At 62.8% G+C, this 18501-nt stretch carries 15 protein-coding genes; 7 read left to right on the top strand and 8 right to left on the bottom strand.

Annotated features, from left to right (window positions below; genetic code table 11):
* The first annotated feature begins 38 nt into the window (after nt 1–38).
* Entirely contained in the window at nt 39–1472 is a 1434-nt protein-coding gene (locus CO664_RS15390; protein WP_097539478.1) for an FAD-binding oxidoreductase, read from the top strand.
* Between the two features lie 11 nt (nt 1473–1483).
* On the opposite strand, the gene CO664_RS15385 is transcribed toward CO664_RS15390, so the two are convergent.
* Nucleotides 1484–3793, bottom strand: a complete 2310-nt coding sequence (locus CO664_RS15385; RefSeq protein ID WP_097539274.1) for a DUF1217 domain-containing protein — start codon at nt 3791–3793, stop codon at nt 1484–1486.
* Nucleotides 3794–4108: 315 nt separating this feature from the next.
* On the opposite strand from CO664_RS15385, the gene CO664_RS15380 reads away from it, so the two are divergent.
* Nucleotides 4109–4675, top strand: coding sequence for a DUF6101 family protein (locus tag CO664_RS15380; RefSeq protein ID WP_037413373.1), 567 nt, complete (start codon nt 4109–4111; stop codon nt 4673–4675).
* 325 nt (nt 4676–5000) lie between these two features.
* Here CO664_RS15380 and ubiA read toward each other — a convergent pair whose 3' ends face one another.
* Both ubiA and CO664_RS15370 read right to left on the bottom strand, forming a co-directional pair.
* Entirely contained in the window at nt 5001–5960 is a 960-nt protein-coding gene (gene ubiA / locus CO664_RS15375) for a 4-hydroxybenzoate octaprenyltransferase (RefSeq protein ID WP_097539273.1), read from the bottom strand.
* A 57-nt stretch (nt 5961–6017) separates the two neighbouring features.
* Nucleotides 6018–6830 (bottom strand): helix-turn-helix transcriptional regulator, encoded by an 813-nt coding sequence (locus tag CO664_RS15370; RefSeq protein ID WP_097539272.1) that lies wholly within the window; start codon nt 6828–6830, stop codon nt 6018–6020.
* 110 nt (nt 6831–6940) lie between these two features.
* Here CO664_RS15370 and CO664_RS15365 point away from each other — a divergent pair, with 110 nt between their 5' ends.
* From CO664_RS15365 to CO664_RS15345, 5 genes are all read left to right on the top strand, one after another.
* Nucleotides 6941–8134, top strand: a complete 1194-nt coding sequence (locus CO664_RS15365) for an MFS transporter (RefSeq protein ID WP_097526386.1) — start codon at nt 6941–6943, stop codon at nt 8132–8134.
* 98 nt (nt 8135–8232) lie between these two features.
* The gene (locus tag CO664_RS15360; RefSeq protein WP_097539271.1) at nt 8233–9273 is read left to right on the top strand and encodes a spermidine/putrescine ABC transporter substrate-binding protein; all 1041 of its coding nucleotides are present in this window, start codon (nt 8233–8235) and stop codon (nt 9271–9273) included.
* A complete protein-coding gene (locus CO664_RS15355; RefSeq protein WP_097539270.1) occupies nt 9270–11660 on the top strand; it encodes a bifunctional diguanylate cyclase/phosphodiesterase in 2391 nt (796 codons plus the stop codon). The genes CO664_RS15360 and CO664_RS15355 overlap by 4 nt, the downstream gene beginning before the upstream one ends.
* A gap of 89 nt (nt 11661–11749) precedes the next feature.
* A complete protein-coding gene (purD, locus tag CO664_RS15350) occupies nt 11750–13021 on the top strand; it encodes a phosphoribosylamine--glycine ligase (protein ID WP_097539269.1) in 1272 nt (423 codons plus the stop codon).
* A gap of 101 nt (nt 13022–13122) precedes the next feature.
* Nucleotides 13123–13602 (top strand): plant virulence effector HPE1-like domain-containing protein, encoded by a 480-nt coding sequence (locus tag CO664_RS15345; RefSeq protein WP_097539268.1) that lies wholly within the window; start codon nt 13123–13125, stop codon nt 13600–13602.
* Between the two features lie 110 nt (nt 13603–13712).
* On the opposite strand, the gene CO664_RS15340 is transcribed toward CO664_RS15345, so the two are convergent.
* The 5 genes from CO664_RS15340 to glyS all read right to left on the bottom strand — a co-directional run bounded on the left by CO664_RS15340 (nt 13713) and on the right by glyS (nt 18423).
* On the bottom strand, nt 13713–14219 hold the full coding sequence (locus CO664_RS15340) for a DUF523 domain-containing protein (RefSeq protein WP_097539267.1): 507 nt from the start codon (nt 14217–14219) through the stop codon (nt 13713–13715).
* Between the two features lie 24 nt (nt 14220–14243).
* Nucleotides 14244–14855: a LysE family transporter gene (locus CO664_RS15335; protein WP_176536602.1), complete on the bottom strand. Its 612-nt coding sequence runs from the start codon at nt 14853–14855 to the stop codon at nt 14244–14246.
* 4 nt (nt 14856–14859) lie between these two features.
* Nucleotides 14860–15237, bottom strand: coding sequence for a cupin domain-containing protein (locus CO664_RS15330; protein WP_097539266.1), 378 nt, complete (start codon nt 15235–15237; stop codon nt 14860–14862).
* Between the two features lie 76 nt (nt 15238–15313).
* The gene (locus CO664_RS15325; RefSeq protein ID WP_234820274.1) at nt 15314–16237 is read right to left on the bottom strand and encodes an AraC family transcriptional regulator; all 924 of its coding nucleotides are present in this window, start codon (nt 16235–16237) and stop codon (nt 15314–15316) included.
* 20 nt (nt 16238–16257) lie between these two features.
* Nucleotides 16258–18423, bottom strand: a complete 2166-nt coding sequence (gene glyS / locus CO664_RS15320) for a glycine--tRNA ligase subunit beta (protein ID WP_097539265.1) — start codon at nt 18421–18423, stop codon at nt 16258–16260.
* Nucleotides 18424–18501 lie beyond the last annotated feature (78 nt).

The following is an 18501-nucleotide window of genomic DNA, read 5'->3' as shown; positions in this document are numbered from 1 at the left end:
GGTCCGGCTGTTTCGGCAATATAAATCGCAGGCAGGTCATGAGCACAGCAATCCCTTCTCCCGAACTGATCGCCTCGTTCACCGACATCGTCGGCCCCGGCCATGCGCTGACCGGACCGGCGGAGACGGCGCCCTATCTCGTCGAATCGCGCGGGCTTTACCGCGGCACGACACCGCTCGTGCTGAAGCCCGCCTCGGTCGATGAAGTCTCGCGCATCCTGCGGCTCGCCAGCCAGAGCCAGACGGCGATCGTGCCCCAGGGCGGAAACACCGGCCACGTGGCCGGCCAGATCCCGCGCGAGGGAAAGGCCGATGTGGTGCTTTCCCTTGAGCGGCTGAACCGCATCCGCGACATCGACCCGGTCGGCAATGTGATCGTCGCCGACGCCGGCTGCATTCTCGCAGACATTCAGAAGGCGGCGGACGACGTCGACCGGCTGTTTCCGCTGTCGCTTGGCTCCGAAGGATCGGCGCGGATCGGCGGCAATCTTTCCACCAATGCCGGCGGCACCGCCGTGCTTGCCTATGGCAACATGCGACAGCTCTGCATGGGGCTGGAAGTCGTGCTCCCGACCGGCGAAATCTGGGACGGTCTCCGACGCCTCAAGAAGGACAATACCGGCTACGACCTACGCGATCTGTTCATCGGCGCCGAAGGGACGCTCGGGGTCATCACCGGCGCCGTCCTAAGGCTCTTCCCGAAGCCGCGCGGCCATCAGGTCGCCTTTGCCGGGCTCGCAAGCGTCGAAGAGGCGCTCGGACTCTTCGAGCGGGCATCGAGCCTCTGCGGTCCCGCCTTGACCGGCTTCGAACTGATGCCGAGGCTCGGCATCGAGTTCACCACCCGCCACATACCGGGCGTTCGCGACCCGATGGAAACAAGTCATCCCTGGTATGCGCTGATCGATATCTCCACCTCCGACTCGGCCGAGAGTTCGGAGCAGATGGTGCAAAGCCTGCTCGAAGCAGGCGCAGAGGAGGGTCTCATCGAGAATGCCGTCATCGCCCAGAGCGAAGCGCAGCGAAAGGCGCTGTGGCACATGCGCGAGAGCATGTCTCCGGCGCAGAAACCCGAGGGCGGCTCGATCAAGCATGACGTGTCGGTACCGGTGTCGAGCATTCCCGCCTTCATGGCGGAAGCGGATGCGGCGGTCATCACGGCAATCCCCAACGCACGCATCTGCGCCTTCGGCCATATGGGCGACGGCAACATCCACTACAACATTACCCAGCCGGTCGGCGCGGACCGCGAGACCTTTCTGGCCCGCTGGCACGAAGTGAACGCGATCGTTCACGCCATTGTGCTGAAATATAACGGATCGATCTCGGCCGAACACGGCATCGGCCAGTTGAAGCGCGACGAACTTGCGGCCATCCGCGCGCCGATCGAGATCGAGCTAATGCGGCGGATCAAGCATGCCTTCGATCCGGCCGGAATCATGAACCCGGACAAGGTGCTGCGGCAGGATTGATTGAGGCGGCGCTATCCGCCCATCCTGAGCTGCGACAAGGTATAGAGCGTGTCGGCGCTGATGCCGACGCTGCTGCCGCTGCTCGTGAGCACCGAGACGGCCGGATCGACCTCGGTGTTGTTTTCCAGATCGTAAAGCACGGCAAAGCGCGCCAGCAGCTTCTTCAGTTCGACCGGATCGCTGAGTTTCTCGAGATCGAGATTCTTTTCGACGATCTTCGCCTGCTGATCGATGTCCATGGTGCTGAACTCGTCGGGCAGGCTGAAGATCGTGCGGAACACCTCGGCGAGCGCGTCGTCGGCGAGGAGGTCGTAGGCGTCGACAATCGTGCCGGCCTTGCGCTCGAAATAGAGTGCCAGGCGAACGCCTTCATTGCTTTCGCCCGCCTGTTCTTCGAGCGTCTGGTGCAGATATTGATCAAGCGTTTCGTAAAGCCCGTGGCGTGTGACGATGCTTTCCCTTTCCTCGCGCAGCACGTTACCTTCGCTGTCGAAATTGAAGGAGGTCACGAGCGAGATATAGGCGGCGGAATTTTCCTGTTCGTTGATGAAGCTCCCCGGATCATCGATGTCGGAGGCGAAGATGTCGCGGAGGAAATCGGCCGTCACGCCCTCGGGGTCGATGCCGTTCGCCTCGAGCGCGATGGTGACGAGACGCTCGTCGGCCAGGAACGCGTCGAGGGAGGAAAGTTTGGCGACCCCGGCCGTATAATATTCGCTCTCCTCTTGGGCCTTGGTCTTCTCCTCGTCCGACCCAAAACGGGACTTGATGACGATGTAGTTCTTCGCGGTTTCCTGGATTTGCGTTTCCGATTGAGCCAGTGCCGGTGCACCGACCTCGCCCTCTGTCGTAAAGTTGAACAGTTTGGCAAGGGTCACGTATCGCTCGTCCTTGAGCGTGTAGACAAAGCTCTTCGGATCGGTGAGGTCGCTGGTCAGGACGCGCTGGATGGTGCGGGTGCTCTCCGTGTCGGGATCGAGGCCGACGGCCTGCAAGGCGAAATCATAGATCGAGGCGGATACGATGAAATCGTCGACGGAGGTCATGCCGGAGACCGCGGCCTTGTAGGCACTGACCGCCTTCTCGTCCGCTTCGTCGTCCTTGTCATTATAGCGGGTCATGTAACGGTTGGAGGTGAGCGTCGTCTGGGTGGCGGTCTGCGCGCTGTCGCCGTCAGCCAGCGTGCCGTCCTCCTGGAAATTGAAGGCATTGGCGAGCGCCAGGTAGTTCTCGTCGCCGTCGCCGATCGTGTTGACATAGCTCTCCGGATCATCCGAATCACTCGTCAGGATGTTCTTGATGGTTGCGGAAACGATCGTCACCTCGTCGAGGTCGAAAGCGGTCCTGATGTAATTGTAAAGGCGTGTATCCGCGATGAGCTCATCGACGGACGTGATACTCGCGATCGTCTCCTCGAAATAGGCTTTGTTCAGCAGCGCCGCCTGTGAGGTAACGCGGGAATTGCTGGAGACATAGAGGTCGTTGACGGCAAGCTTGTTTTCGTCGGTCTGCGCCGCACCCGCGCTCACGGTGCCATCGGAACCAAAGTCGAAGGCAGCTGCAAGGTCGAGATAGTTGTTCAGCGTGGCAATGGAATTCGTGTAGGTCGTTACCTTGCTCTCGAGCTCCGCCTCTTCCTCGTCGGTGAGGTCTCCCGCGGCCAACTGTGCTTCCGCCGCTGCCTTGGCGGTCTCGAGTTCAGTAAGCTTGGGAGCAATCACCGTATTCTCGTAGCTGCTCGCATCGCCGGAACTGCTGGAGAGGACGCTGCGGATCGTCTGGCGGGAGTAGGTGCTCTCATCGATGCCGAAAGCCGTGAAGATATAGGCTCTCAGCCGATCGTTGTTGAGGAGCTGATCGACGCTGGTGATCTTGTCGATCATGACGTTGTAGTAGCGGGTCTCCTCCTTCTGCGTCTCCGCGAGGTTGAGAATGCTCGTATCGTAGAGGCCGATGATCTCGTCGAGCTGTGCCTCGGTCTGCGACACGGCGGTCCCGCCGCTGAAGCTGTAGGCGAGAGCGAATTCTCGATAGCGATCGTCCGTCAAGCTGTTGGCGAAGCTGCTCGTGTCGGAGAGGTCGCTTTCGAGCACCTTTCGCATGAAGGCCACCGAATCGATCATGTCGCCGAGGCCAAATGCCGTCATCGCGTAGGAATAGAGCCGGTAGTCGTCGAGGAAGTCGTCGACCGAGCCCACATTGCCGATGTTGTCCTTGTAGTATTGCGTGTCGCGCGCGACGACCGTCTGCTCCGAGACGCGGCTCAGGCTGACCTTCATGTCCCGCGCGATGAGATTGTAGTCGAGATAAGTCGAAACCATGCGCGCTGCCCCGCCAGGAAGGATCGGGGGACAGCCGGCGCGCGACATCCCCGATGGTTATTCCGTCCGAAACTGGATCAACAGGCTTGTGCGTGGCTTTTCGGCCGACCCGCAAAATCCCGGCGATTTCGTTGACGAAGGAGAAACCTTGCCGCCTCGGCTTTTGCTAACCATCGGGAGACGCAAAGTTTTTTTAACCGCGATTTTTAAGTCGTCCGGAAGAGCGGCCGCCTATCCTCCAGCCCATAGAGGACGAAAACGTCCCGAGAAGAAGACCGGGAACCGGCTCTCAAGGAAAACAAGGGCGAAATGAAAATGCGCAACACACTCTCTCAACCGGCGTGGGTAGGAAATACGCTGCGGCTCGATCCGAAGCGTTTTCCGCAGCAGGCGACCTACGTGCTACGCGGCGATGTGGGCAATGTGAGCATCAGCCTCGACCAGCGTGGCGCTGTCCTGCGCAAGGTGCTACCATCCAGCGGCCTGCCCCTTTCGATCGCCTTGCCTGCGCGAGCTTTCAAGGGTGTCGCAGCGCGGGCCATCGACCACGGCGACGGGGAGGTAACTGTGACGCTCGAGCTTCATCACGACGATCCGGATCTTTGCATCCCGCTGCTCGTCGCGCATGATCTTTCTGATATCGCGGCCGACTGGCGTGCCTGGGCGGATGCCTATCGCATCCCGATGCTGATGGTCGAAGCTGATGGTGTCGCCCGGCCGCTGGAAGAACATCTCGGCGAAATCCGCACCGCGCCGGTAAAGCCGCGCCGGCGCCACTCCTTCTTTGCCGAGCGCCGGCCGCGCTTCCTCGTGCGCCGCTCCACCGGCAAGCTCGGCGTGCAGATGAAAATCGACGGCCGCGAGATCATCGCCCGGTCCTGACCGCCTATCTCCATCTCCAGTGCAAAAGCCTGCCAATCCCTGCGGCCGGCTTATGTTATCGCGGGAGAACGTACACGCGGCCGCGGCAAATGTTACGGTGGATACAGCGGTCTCGGCCTTCATCATGCCACAAGCGGCACATAGCCAAGGCAACGAATGAAGGAGATACCGATGCGCAAGCACCTGCTCGCCACCCTCGTCGCCCTTTGGGCCGCTCTTCGTACCCACATCGCGGACAAGCGGCGCAAGGCGGACGCCGAAGCAAGTTGGGCGTGATCGCCCTATCCGTTGAACAAGATATCCTCCGGGCCTTCCGGAGGATTTTTCATATCAGACGCAGGAGAAGCGCCAGCATCAGCCCGGCAAAGATGATCAGCCCGACGACGCTGTTGAACTTGAAGAGGGCCAGGCACTGCTCAGGATCGTGAATGTTCAGCACCAGGATCTGGTAGGCGAGCATAACGGCCGCTACGACCAGTCCAGCATAGGCGAAGAATCCCGCGCCGGCCGCCAGGAATGCGAAAACCATCAGGAGAACGGTCAAGGCGTAAAGCCCTATCAGCCAGGGCCGCGGATTGTCGCCGAAGCGGCGTGCGGTCGAGCGGACGCCGATCAGTGCATCATCCTCCCGGTCCTGATAGGCGTAGATCGTGTCATAGCCGATTGTCCAGGCGATTGCCGCGGCGTAGAGCAGGATGGCGGCGAAGGACAGCGAGCCGAATTCCGCCGACCAGCCCATGATGGCGCCCCAGGAAAAAGCCAGGCCGAGGAAGAATTGCGGCCAGTCGGTGAAGCGCTTGGCAAATGGATAGATTGCCACCAGGCCCAGCGAGGCGATGCCGAGAATGATCGTCAAGGCGTTGAACTGCAGCAGGATGACGAGGCCCACCACCGCCTGTAGCACCATGAAGACCTTCGCCTGGGCGCGCGTCACGCGTCCGGACGGCAGCGGCCGCGATCGGGTGCGCGCCACTTCCATATCGATCTCGTGATCGACGATGTCGTTATAGGTGCAGCCGGCGCCGCGCATGGCGATCGCCCCGGCGACGAACAGAAGGACGTGCAAGAGGAAGCGAGCCGTGGAGAAACTGCCGAGCGCGGCTGCGGCGCCGGCCGCGAGTGCCGCTGACCAGAGGCATGGCCACATCAGCAATTGCCAGCCGATCGGCCGGTCCCAGCGGGCGAGCTGCGCATAAGGCCAAAGCACCCGCGGCAGCACGCGATAGACCCAGTTCTTCGACGGTGCATCGTGCACGCGGCCGGAATCGATGGATGAGCTGTTCATGGTCCCTGTTTGGCCCCGCTGAGCAAACCGGTCAAGCGCCCGCATGATCCGTTGCAGTCAGGCATTACGGGCGCGCAGGTAAAGGCTCGGCGGTGCACCCAACATGCGGCGAAACATGGTGGTAAAGGCCGCGACGTTCTCATAGCCCGCATCGAGAGCGACGGTGGTGATCGGCTCGCCGTCGGCGATGCGCGGCAGCGAGGCGAAGATGCAGGCCTGCTGGCGCCAGGTAACGAAGCTGATGCCCGTCTCGCGACGGAAGAATCGCGTGAAGGAACGTCGGCTGATGCCGATGCTGTCGGCCCATTGATCGATATTGGCGGCCGCCGAAGGCGCCTCCAGGAATTTCCGACAGAGGCCGGCAAGGGCACGGTCCTGCGGAAAGGGCAGGCCCAGCGGCCGCTCGGCGAGGCGCGGTATTTCCTCGAGCAACAGCTCGACGATCAGCTGCTCCCGCCGTTGGGAGGATGTCTCGTTCTCGATCCGGACCAGTTCGTCGATGAGGCTGCCGGCCAAGGCCGACACCTCCAGCACCAGAGGCCGGCGCGCCCGGCTCATCGCCGCGATATAGATGGAATGCATCCGAACGTCGCTGACCATCTCGGCCGAGTGCTCCATCCCAGAAGGAATGAGCAGGGCATGGCCGGGAGGGATCATCCATCGCCCGTCAGCCGTGTGCACGAGGACCACGCCGGAGCGGGCCCACCAGAGCTGCGTGCGCGTGTGGCTGTGCGGAGGCACGACCAGCCCGCAGCCATAATCCTTGCCGATCGCCACCACCGGGGCATTCGCCATTTCTATCCACTCAAGACTCCTGAAGTGATCCATGTCCGGTAGTTCCGGCAGGTGTCCTCGGTCGTATTTCGGCATTTGGCCCACTCGCGAAAGAATTCGACCAAATCACAAAAGCAGGCCAACAGCAAGACGTCTAGAGATGGAGGAAAAGGCTCCCGCAGCGAGCCACGCGGAAGGAACACCTCATGTCTTCGGTCACGGCTGGCAGCATCAATCCGGAAAAGACGGCCTTCTCCGTCATTCTTGCCGTCAGCTTCTGCCACATGCTGAACGACATCATGCAATCGCTGCTGACCGCGCTCTATCCGTTGCTCAAGGCCAACTACGCACTGGATTTCGTCCAGATCGGCCTCCTGACCTTCACGTTCCAGGTGACTGCCTCTATGCTGCAGCCGGCGGTCGGGATCGTCACCGACCGCTGGGCCCTCCCCTACACCTTGCCGGCTGCCATGCTGTCGACCTGTTCGGGCCTTCTCCTCCTCGCCCATGCCGATCACTTCTGGATGCTGCTGCTCGCGGCGAGCCTCATCGGCGTCGGTTCTGCGATCTTCCATCCCGAATCGTCGCGCGTCGCGCGGCTTGCCTCGGGTGGTCGCCACGGGCTGGCGCAATCGCTGTTCCAGGTCGGCGGCAATGCCGGCAGCGCGCTCGGCCCGCTCCTTGCCGCCTTCATCGTCCTGCCCTTCGGCCAGGGCAGCCTCGGCTGGTTCTCGATCGTCGCCATAACAGGCTTCTTCGTGCTGTCCTGGGTCAGCACCTGGTACGTGCGGCATCGCCGCTCGACCATGAGCCGTGCGGCGCCGAGCCGGACCCTGCCGCTGCCCAAGGCCCGGGTCCTCTGGACGGTCGCGATCCTCGTCCTGCTGACGGCGACCAAGAACGTCTATCTCGCCAGCGTCTCCAGCTATTTCACCTTCTTCGTCATCGAAAAGTTCGGCACCAGCGTGCAGCAGGCTCAACTGATGCTGTTCCTTTTCCTCGGATCCGCGGCGGCCGGGACCTTCCTCGGCGGACCGATCGGCGACCGCTACGGTGCCCGTTTCGTCATCTGGCTCTCGATCCTCGGCGTCATTCCCTTCGCGCTCATGCTGCCCTATGCGAACCTGTTCTGGACGGGCGTGCTCAGCGTGGTGATTGGCCTCGTCTTTTCGTCGGCCTTCTCTGCGATCGTCGTCTTCGCGCAGGAACTCGTTCCCGGCCGCGTCGGGCTCATCGCCGGCGTCTTCTTCGGTTTTGCCTTCGGCTTCGGCGGCATGGGTGCGGCGGTGCTCGGCATCTTCGCCGACAGCCATGGCATCGAATTCGTCTACAAGATCTGCTCCTACCTGCCGCTGCTCGGTATCTTCACGGTGTTGCTGCCGAAAATACCGTCTCGATAGTCGGCGCACCGCGAAGAGATGCATGGCTCGCGCTGCCCGTAAGCATTCCTAAATTATTGCCGGTTACCGTCTGCCAGTGAAGGGCGAGGGGCCAAGGAATGAGAAGGCGCGCGGCTACATCCGTCTTCCTGGCGACGTTGCTTTGCGCGGCCGCAAGCCGCGCCGAAACGCTGAACCTGCTGATCTGGGAAGCCTATATCGACCAGGGTCTGATCGACCGCTGGACGCAGGAGACCGGTGTCGAAATCCGCCAGATCAATTTCGACAGCGACGATGCCCGCGACGAGATCCTCGCGGATCCCAGCAACAATGTCGATCTTGTCGTCGTCGATGAGAACGGTGCGCATCTTTTCGGCAAAAAGGGCGTGCTCGAGTTGCTTGATGAAGCAAATTTGCCCGCCCTCAAGGACTATGAGCCCAAGTGGCGCGATCGCTGCTCCGGACGCGGACTGCCCTATTTCTCTGGAACGGTCGGCATTCTCTATCGCTCCGACGTCATCGCACAGGCGCCGACCTCCTGGCAGGATATGATGCGGCCTGCAGTGTCGCTCAAGAAGCACATCGCGATGTTCGACGACCATACCGAACTCTTCGTGCCGCCTCTGATGCTGCTCGGCGCATCCATCAATGCGAGCGAAACGGGAACCTTGAAGGCCGCCTTCGATCTTCTGAAGGCACAGGCGCCGGCCGTGCTGACCTACGATTATGTCATCACCGCCATTCAGGACCAGGCGACGGGCAAAGAGATCTATATGGCACTCGGCTACAGCGGCGACCAGCACGTCCTCAACGACAAGGTCGGCACGCCGGGGTTGTGGCGTTATTCGGTCCCGAAGGAAGGGACGCTTTCCTGGCTCGACTGTGTTTCGGTCATGGCCAGTTCGCCTCGCAAGCAGCGTGCCCTGGAGTTCCTCGACTTCATCGGTTCGCCGGAAGGCGCTGCCGCCAACGCCGTTGCCTTGACGATGCCGACCACGAGCAGCGCGGCGTTGAAGATTCTGCCGGAAGCGATGCGCTCCGATCCGGAGATCTATCCGCCGGCCGCGACCCTGGCGAAGAGCCAGTACCAGCAGGAACTTTCAATCCCGTCGGTCCAGGCACGCCGACGCATCATCAGCACTCTGGCGAATTTTCAGTGACCCTCAGCAAGCGCGCACTTTTCCTCATCTTCCCCGTCGTGCTGCTCGGCTACATCCTCGCAGCGCTATCGGTCTATGTTGCCCAGGAGCGCTCCATTCAGGCGCTGGAGAAGGCGAAGCTCTCCCAACGGCTCGAGCACGCAGCCGCGGTTTTCCAGAACGAGGTTCAGCGCAGCAAGAGTTTTCTCAACGCGCTCCTGAACGGAGACGTTCTGCACCAGTTCGTCGCCGAGACCGACGAGCGATATCGCGTCACGGCGCTCGGGGCTCGCCTGCAGGAAAGCATCAAGTCGCTGTCGGAGGACCCGATAGCCTACATCTCCTTCGCCGTCCTCAACACCCGAAACCAGGCCGATTACTATTACGAGAACAGTTGGGATCCCTTTGCCGAGATCGACGAGCCGCAGCGCGATCTTGCCAGGAGGTTGATCGCCGGCAAGCGGCTCAGCGACTTGACCTATCTTGAGCCCACCGGCGACAGGCCACGGATCGTCTATTCCCTCTTTGTCGACCCGGTCACCTTTGGTCGTCCCTTGCCGAGCAACAAGGCCAATGCATTGCTGATGCAGATCGCCATCCTGCCGGACCGGTTCCTGGCAATGCAGGCTGCTCTGAAGAAGGAGTATGGGGCCGACGTCGTTCTCCAGCCATGGCCGCTCGCCGCCACGGACAAGCTTTCAGCCAGCACGCCGCTCGGGACGCAGCTCTATGCCACGATCGTCGTTCCGGACGCCTATTTCGAGGCTCAAGTGTGGCGCCGAAAGGTGCTGCTTGCTTGCGGTGCTCTCGCCATGAGCCTAGTTTCGATCTTCCTGATCGTGCTGTTGATCAGACGTTTCATCACGGGACCGATCGCCAGCCTCGATGCGGACGTCACGGCGGTCATGGCCGGCGAGCGTGACGACATCAGGGACATGGACGAGGCGGGCGAGATCGGCCGGCTGACACACAATATCCGCGAGCTTCACAGCCAGTCCGCCCATTCCCTGCGTCTCGTGCAGCAAAGCTCATGGGCCGACACGCTCACCGGCATCAACAACCGCGGTCGCTTCAACACGCTTGCGGCCGGTGTCGTCGACCAAGTGATCGCTTCCGGCGAGAAGTGCAGCCTGCTGTTCATCGACATCGACAACTTCAAGTTCGTCAACGACAAGCACGGCCACGACGTCGGCGACGACCTGCTCAAGACGCTTGCTGGACGAATTGGGCAAACGGTGGAGACGATCACCCGGCGGAGACAGCTGGAGCCTGCGGTCCTCGCCCGCCTTTCCGGTGACGAATTTGCGGTTCTGGTGCGGTCGAACCCCGGCAAAGGCACCGTCCGGGAGATCTCGGACGCGATCCTGGCCCTCTTTGACGGAGGCTTCGAAGTTTCCGGAAAGCGCTATCCGGTGACGGCAAGCATCGGCGTGGCGATCTGCCCGGACGATGCGACCAACATCGCCGAATTGATCTCCAATGCAGATGCGGCCATGTACCAGGCGAAGTCCGGCGGCAGGAATCGCTCCTCCCGTTTCTCGCGTGCGCTCCACGACAAGCGTACACGGCTCCGCCAGATCCAGGAGGAACTGCGGGGGCTCAATCCCGACGAGCAATTCCATCTGGTCTACATGCCGATCGTCAACGTACGCGGCCAGGTCACCGGCTGTGAGGCGCTGCTGCGCTGGAACTCGCCCGTCCTCGGTGCCGTGACGCCCGACGAATTCGTCCCGATCGCCGAAAGCTCCGGTCTTTTCACCAAGATCGATTGGTGGGTGATCGACAGGGCGATGTCCGACTGCCGCCAGTTGAAGGCCCTCTTCGGGCAAGACACGGTCGTGGCGATCAACATTTCTTCGGCGGAGCTGCATTCGCATGCGCTCGGCGACTATCTGTCGGATTGCGCAGCCCGCCATCAACTGGAAACGCGATCGATCGACATCGAACTCACCGAGACATTCGCAGTCAAGATCAGCGATCAGCTCCGGCAGAACATCGACAAGCTGCGCCACAAAGGCTTCCGCCTGTCGATCGACGACTTCGGTGCCGGCTACACCTCGATCCAACAGATCATCGACTACGCCGCGGATACGATCAAACTGGACCGGGCGCTGGTGACCAACCTTACGGCCTCGCACTCCCTTTCCGTGCTCAAGGCGGTGATCGCACTCTGCCATGCCAAGGACATGGCAGTGATCGGCGAAGGCGTCGATACGCCGGAAAAACTCGCCATGCTCACCGCAGCCGGCTGCGACCGCTTCCAGGGCTACCTGATCAGCAAGCCGCTCTCGCTCGACGATCTGGCCATCTGGGCGCTGACCCGGACGGCGCAGCACGTCAAGGACCGGCCCGCCGACGAGCGGTCCGGCAGCGCGCGCCGGAGCCCGAGCCGCGAAGCGCTCCGGTGAATCTTGAGCGCAGCGCCGGTTTTCCCTTGACCTTGCCCCGCCCGGCGTCCTAACCGCAGCGCATCAAGGCGCTGACAGCAGGGATGGCAATGAAGGTTCTTCTGATCGGATCGGGCGGACGCGAGCACGCGCTTGCATGGAAAATCGCGCAGTCGCCGCAGCTTACCGCGCTTTACGCGGCACCAGGCAATCCCGGCATTGCCGAAGAGGCGACGATCGTCGCCCTCGACACCGACGACCACGCAGCCGTGGTCGAGTTCTGCCGCGAGAAAGCGATCGACTTTGTGGTGGTCGGCCCGGAGGCCCCCCTCGTCGCCGGCCTCGCGGACGTGCTCCGTGCCGCCGACATCGCCGTCTTCGGCCCCTCTGCCGCTGCCGCCCAGCTCGAAGGTTCCAAAGGCTTCACCAAGGATCTTTGTGCCAAGTATGGGATCCCGACCGGCGCCTATAGGCGCTTTACCGAAGCCGAACCCGCGAAGGCCTATGTCCGCGAACAGGGCGCTCCGATCGTCATCAAGGCTGACGGGCTCGCCGCCGGCAAGGGTGTCACGGTGGCGATGACCCTCGACGAGGCGCTCGCCGCCATCGACGAGTGTTTCGCCGGCGCCTTCGGCTCCGCCGGGGCGGAGGTCGTGGTCGAAGCCTATCTCGATGGCGAGGAGGCAAGCTTCTTTTGCCTCTCGGACGGCGAGACCGTGCTGCCGCTTGCCTCGGCACAGGATCACAAGCGCGTCGGCGACGGCGATACGGGACCGAACACGGGCGGGATGGGCGCCTATTCGCCCGCTCCGGTGATGACGGCCGAGATGGTCGAGCGGACGATGAAGGAGATCATCGAGCCGACCGCGCGCGGCATGGCCGAAAGCGGGCATCCATTCACGGGCGTGTTCTTCGCCGGCCTGATGATCACGGCGAAGGGGCCGGAACTCATCGAATACAATGTCCGCTTTGGCGACCCGGAATGCCAGGTGCTGATGATGCGCATGAAGAGCGACCTCCTGCCACTGCTCTACGCGGCAGCGACGGGAACGCTCGCGGGCAAAGAGACCGAATGGCACGACGAGGCGGCCTTGACGGTCGTGATGGCCTCGCGCGGCTATCCGGGGGCCTATGAAAAGAACACGCCGATCGCGGCCCTGCCCGAGGCATCCGCCACGACAAGGGTGTTTCATGCGGGGACTGCGCTCAAGGACGGCCGCCTCGTCGCGACCGGGGGCCGCGTGCTGAACGTCACGGCGCTAGGACGGACAGTCAGCGATGCAAAAAACGCCGCCTATACAGGCGTGAACAGCGTTTCCTGGGAGAACGGCTTCTACCGCCGCGACATCGGCTGGCGGGCGCTCGCACGCGAGAAGGCGTGATTGCCCGGGATCGCGGCGTGATTCAATTTTTACCAATTCTCCTGACGGGAAGGTAAGGGAGAACTCGTATTCTTCTCCTCGATACTTTCGAGGAGAAACCGATGCGTTCACTGCTGATCACCGCCGCCCTGACATTTGCCGCCGGCACGGCGGCAGGGTCGTCGGTCGAGGACGTAGCCTCCGGAGCGGCCGTCAATTCCAGCGTCGCGACGATTTCCTGCGCGCAGTGCCCGCCGCTGCAACCCAAGAAGAAGGCCTCCTATGTCGTGCCGGAGCTGGCACCCGGTACCGCCAAGCTCGAGCTCAAGGAGATCGATGGCGAAATGAAGGCGCTCCGCACCGAAGCCTGGCTCGGAGGATCGCCGGTCGTCTTCGTCAACAAGGCCTCGGAGGACGTCATCAGGGCCGCGTCCATGAAGACGGCCCCCGCGCCCACAGTCGCCGCAGTCGCCGACATCGACCGGACGGCAAAGACCGCCGCGGTCGGGGTCGTGTCGCACGCCGAACCGGTCAGCGCCTCGATGGCGGACAGCGGTTCACAAGAATTTGATCCGTCGGCCTTCGAACTTAGATTAGATTGACACCATATACATAGAGTTCCCTGCCCCATCGGCCGGAATATTCAGGCTGACGGGCGTTTCGCTGCAATGGCGAAAGGTTGCGCCCCTGAGAGAAGCAGGGGCGTAATCTTTTATGGGGCGGCCAATTCCTCACCGGCAAGTCTCTCGACAAGCATCTCGACTTCGCGGTCGGAAAAGACCTCGATGCCGTTCTGGCGAAGCAGTGCGGCGGTGACCCCCTCGCCTTTGACGCGCGCGCCGCTGAAGCTGCCGTCATAGACGAAGCTGGAGCCGCAGGACGGGCTGCCGTCGATCAGCAGTGCGAAGCGACAGTTGGTGGCAAGCGCCAGGGCGAGCGCGTTTTCCGCACCATGCCAAAACGCCTCGGTGACATCGCCGCCGGTCTTTTCGACAACCCGCCCGGCGCCGGAAAGGATGTCCGCACCGGTCCTGCCTGCCTCGATCTCGGCCGGCGGCCGTGGAACCGGCATGCCTGCCGACATCTCCGGACAGAGCGTCACGAGCCGCCCCTCCGCGCGCCACTGCTCGATCGCCGGATGACGGAGCGGTTTCGCTGCGCCGTCATAGCGCACAGTATGGCCCATGAGACAGGCGCTGACGAGGATCTTGGCGGTCATGGCGCGTTCATAGACCTCCGGGTGCTAACGCTCAAGGGGCGAGCTGAGCAGCAGCGGAGCAAGCGATAGAAGCAGCAGAAGTGCAAAAACGATGTTGGCTATCCGCGCCTTCCGCGGATCCCGCAAAACCGCTGCAATGGCCGCGCCGAAGGCAAGCCAGGTCGTGTTCACCGTTACCGCGACGATCGCCAGGACCAGGACTTTTGCAGCGGTCGTGTATGCCCCCTGCTGTGCTTCGACAAGGCTTCCCACATAGAGCGAGCCGATCGCCGCATAGGCCTTCGGGTTGGCGATCGCCAGTGCAAAGCCGCCGAGGAACGAGGGAAGACGCGATCCTTGCTCACCGGAGCCGACCGGCGGCGCGGTCGCAATGCGCCAGGCAAGGTAAAGCATGTAGAGCCCGGCAAGGACCATTGTCGCCGTCTTCATCCCCGGCAGCCCGAGAACGATCGCAGTCGTTCCCGTCGCGATCAGCAGAACGACGGCAATCGTGCCTGTGTTGATGCCGGCGGCATAGCGGAAGCTGCGGACGACACCGTGGGCCGCCGCCATGCCGGCGAGGCTGAGCGTCGCCGGGCCGGGGCTGCCCATCAGCGGCAGGGCCGCAAGTGCAAGAAGCGCGAGGTCACGGACCATCGCATCAGATCCACATGTCACTCGCAGCGGTGCGTTCGCCGCCCGACTGCCCGGTGTTTACCGTTCCCCTCGGCTCGATGAGCAGCATCTTCACCTCACTTGCCGCATAGGGCTTGTGTTCGACGCCCTTGGGGACGATGTACATTTCGCCGGGGCCGAGCGTGACCGAACCGTCGCGGAAGTCGATCCGGAGCGTGCCGTCAAGAACGATGAAGGCCTCGTCGGTTTCAGGATGATCGTGCCAGATGAAATCGCCCTCGATACGGACGATCTTAAACTGGTAGTCGTTGAGTTCGGCGATTACGCGCGGCTGCCACTGATCGGCGAACTTCGTGAGCTTCTCGGCAAAATTGATCGGCGCGTAGATGCTGGATAGGGTCATGGCTGCGTTCCTCAGGCTGTTTCGGCCGGGACTACAGCAGTTCAGGCAACCGGGGTCTTGAACGATCGTGCAGGAATCAGGTGCGCGGCGGGATTTCTAAAGGCGCCGGCCCCGCCATGCGCAGCCAACGGCCCGGCGAGACGCCGAAGGCCTTCTTGAAATGGCGGCTCATATGCGCCTGATCGGCAAATCCGGCAGCAAGGGCGGCCTCAGCCGCCCCGACACCGCGCCGGAGGTCGGCCTTCACCGCATCGAGGCGCCGCTGCACCAGATAACGATAAGGGCTCGTCCCGAACAGCCGGCGGAAGTCACGGCTGAGTCCCCAGCGATCCCGGCCGCTGATCGCCTCCAGACGCTCAAGCGTTACGGTTCCCTCGGGCAGATCATCGAGGTAGAGGCGCGCGCGTTCGGCGGCGCCATAGTCGAGCGCCCCGCCAGGCTTTGCATGGCCGCCCGCAGCCGCCTCGAGCGCATGGGCAAGCTCGAAGAGGCCGTCTTCGAACTCCAGGGCATCGATGCGGGTGTCTGTCGCCGGCAAGAGAGCGTGAACCGCGGCGAACAGGCGCGGATCGGACGAGATGCCGCCTTTTATGAACGGCAACGGCCGGCCGCCGAGCACCGCCTGGATGGCGGCCGGCTCGATATAGATCATCCGGTAGCGGAATCCTTCCTCGGCACCGGCCTGGCCGTCATGCAATTCGTCGGGATGCAGCACCATCGTTGCGCCGGGAAGGCTGGTGCGCTCCGCGCCGCCATAACGAAAACTCTGAACGCCTGTAAGCGTCTGGCCGACGCCATAGGTATCGTGGCGGTGCGGCTCGTAGGCCCGTCCGGCAAAGAAGGCTTCGATGCGCTCGAAGGGAACCGCATCCTCGGCGAGGGCGATCCAGTCGCCACGTCGGCTCAGGCCCGGAGGCTCGATGGCACCTGCACCTGCGCTCGGATGGTGGTTCGTCATCCCGCACAGATAGGGAAGCGCCTGTCGGTTGTCGACAGGCACCTCAGCCCAACCGAAAGCACCTATCCGGAAATCTTCGAAAAGTCCGCAACCTCGCCGGTCGCCGAGCGGATCAGCCCCAGGAGCGCCAGCCGGTTGGCACGGATCGCCTTGTCCTCGTCATTGACGAGCACGTCGTTGAAAAACACATCGACCGGCTCGCGCAATTTGGAGAGCGCCGCCATGGCGGAGCGGAAATCCTCCTTGACGATCGCTTCGCGCGCATCGCCGGAGGCAAGCTTGATCGAAGCGTGCAGGGTCCGCTCCGCATCGAGGCTGAAAAGTTTCTCGTCCACCGCGTCTGCGACTTCGGTGCCCTTCTTCTCTTCGGCCGCGAGGATCTGCGTGGCGCGCTTGGTGCCGGCAAGCAGGTTCCTGCCCTCCTCGGCCGTGATGAAGGCAGTGAGTGCTTCGACACGGCGCGCGATCATCAACAGGTCGTCCGCATCCGACGTCAACACCGCGTCGATCAGGTCGTAGCGCGCCCCGAGATCGCGCAGATAGACCTTCAGGCGATCATGGAAGAAGGCGAGAAGGTCTGCGGCAATATCGCCGGCCAGATCGGGGCGCTGCGCCCTCTGGGCTTTCAGCGCGATGTCGAAGAACGGCAGCAGCGGCAGACGCGCCTTGCCTTCGAGAACGAGCCGGATGACGCCGAGTGCGGCACGCCGCAGCGCATAGGGATCCTTCGAGCCGGTCGGCTTCTCGTCGATCGCCCAGAAGCCGACGAGCGTATCGAGCTTGTCGGCAAGCGCAACCGCCACCGACACGGGATCGGTCGGCACCCGGTCGGAGGGACCTTGCGGCTTGTAATGGTCCTCGATCGCATTGGAGACCGCCGCGTCCTCGCCCTGCAGAACCGCGTATTTGTGGCCCATGATGCCCTGCAGCTCGGGAAACTCGCCGACGGCCTCGGTGCGCAGATCCGCCTTGGCAAGCACGGCGGCGCGCGCCACCAGAGCCTGGTCGGCGCCGGTGACCTCGGCAAGCGCCAAGGCGATCGAACGGATGCGGAGGACGCGCTCGCCCTGCGTTCCGAGCTTGGCATGGAAGGTGACGTTCAGCGCGTCGAGCTTGGCCATGCGCTGGTCGAGCGGCTTCTGAAGATCGAGCCCGAATTTTTCGGCGGACGGCTTCAGCGTCTCGAGATCCGGCAAATCGCCCTGGTCGCGTTTCCAGAAGTGCGCCGCGTCGGAGAGGCGCGCTCGCACAACCTTGCCGTTGCCGTGGACGATTTCCCTGCCGCCGTCCTTCGCCTCGATATTCGAAACGAGGATGAACCGGTTCGACAGCGTTTCCGCGCCCGGCTGCCGTGTCACGAAACATTTCTGATTGGTCTTGATCGTCAGCCGGATGATCTCAGAGGGAATCTCGAGATAGCTCTCCTCGAAGCTTCCCATCAACACCCGCGGCCATTCGACGAGACCCGCCACTTCCTCGAGCAGGCCCTCGTCCTCGACCAATTCGAGCCCGTTGGCGAAGGCGACGTTGCGCGCGTCAGCGCCGATGATCTCCTTGCGGCGCTCGGCGTCGAGCACGACCTTCGCCTTTTCGAGCTTGTCGGCATAGTCGGCGAAGCGGCGCACGGTGATCGCCTCGGGTGCGTGAAAGCGGTGGCCGTAGGTGACGTTCGAGGCGACTATGCCGTCGACCTCGAAGGGAATGACCCTTGTCTCCTCGGTTTCAGCCCCGAAGGTGCAGATGACCGATTGCAGGGGCCGCACCCAGCGCAAGCTGCCCGGCCTCGCGGAGGCGGCACCGGAGCGCATGGACTTCGGCCAGGGGAAGTCGCGAATGATCGTGGGCATCACCTCGGCGATGATGTCTTCCGCGTCGCGGCCCGGCTTGACGATATGGGCGACGTAGAATTCGCCTTTCTTCGGATCGCTGTGGACATGGGCCTCGCTGATGGAGGAGAGGCCCGCGGCACGCAGAAAGCCTTCGATCGCCTTCGCGTTGGCGTCGGTGCGCGGCCCCTTGCGCTCCTCGCGGACATCGGCGGAGCGCGCATTGAGGCCGCGGATGTCGAGCGTCAGCCGCCGCGGCGTCCAATATTCGCGCGCCCCCTCATAGGTGAGGCCCGCCTCGACCAGTGCGTCAGTCACGAGCTTCTTCAGGTCGCCGGCCGCCTTGCGCTGCATGCGGGCAGGGATTTCTTCGGAGCGCAGTTCAATAAGAAGATCGGGCATCAATCGAGACTTTGTTCTATTCCGGTGGGTGGCTCGACTTAGCAAGCCGGGGCGAAAATGTCATCAAGTGCGGCGAGG

Origin of the sequence: Sinorhizobium sp. NG07B (assembly GCF_002532005.1) — a bacterium.
In the GTDB taxonomy this organism is placed as follows: domain Bacteria; phylum Pseudomonadota; class Alphaproteobacteria; order Rhizobiales; family Rhizobiaceae; genus Sinorhizobium; species Sinorhizobium fredii_C.
This window is presented reverse-complemented; position numbering and strand designations above follow the sequence as displayed.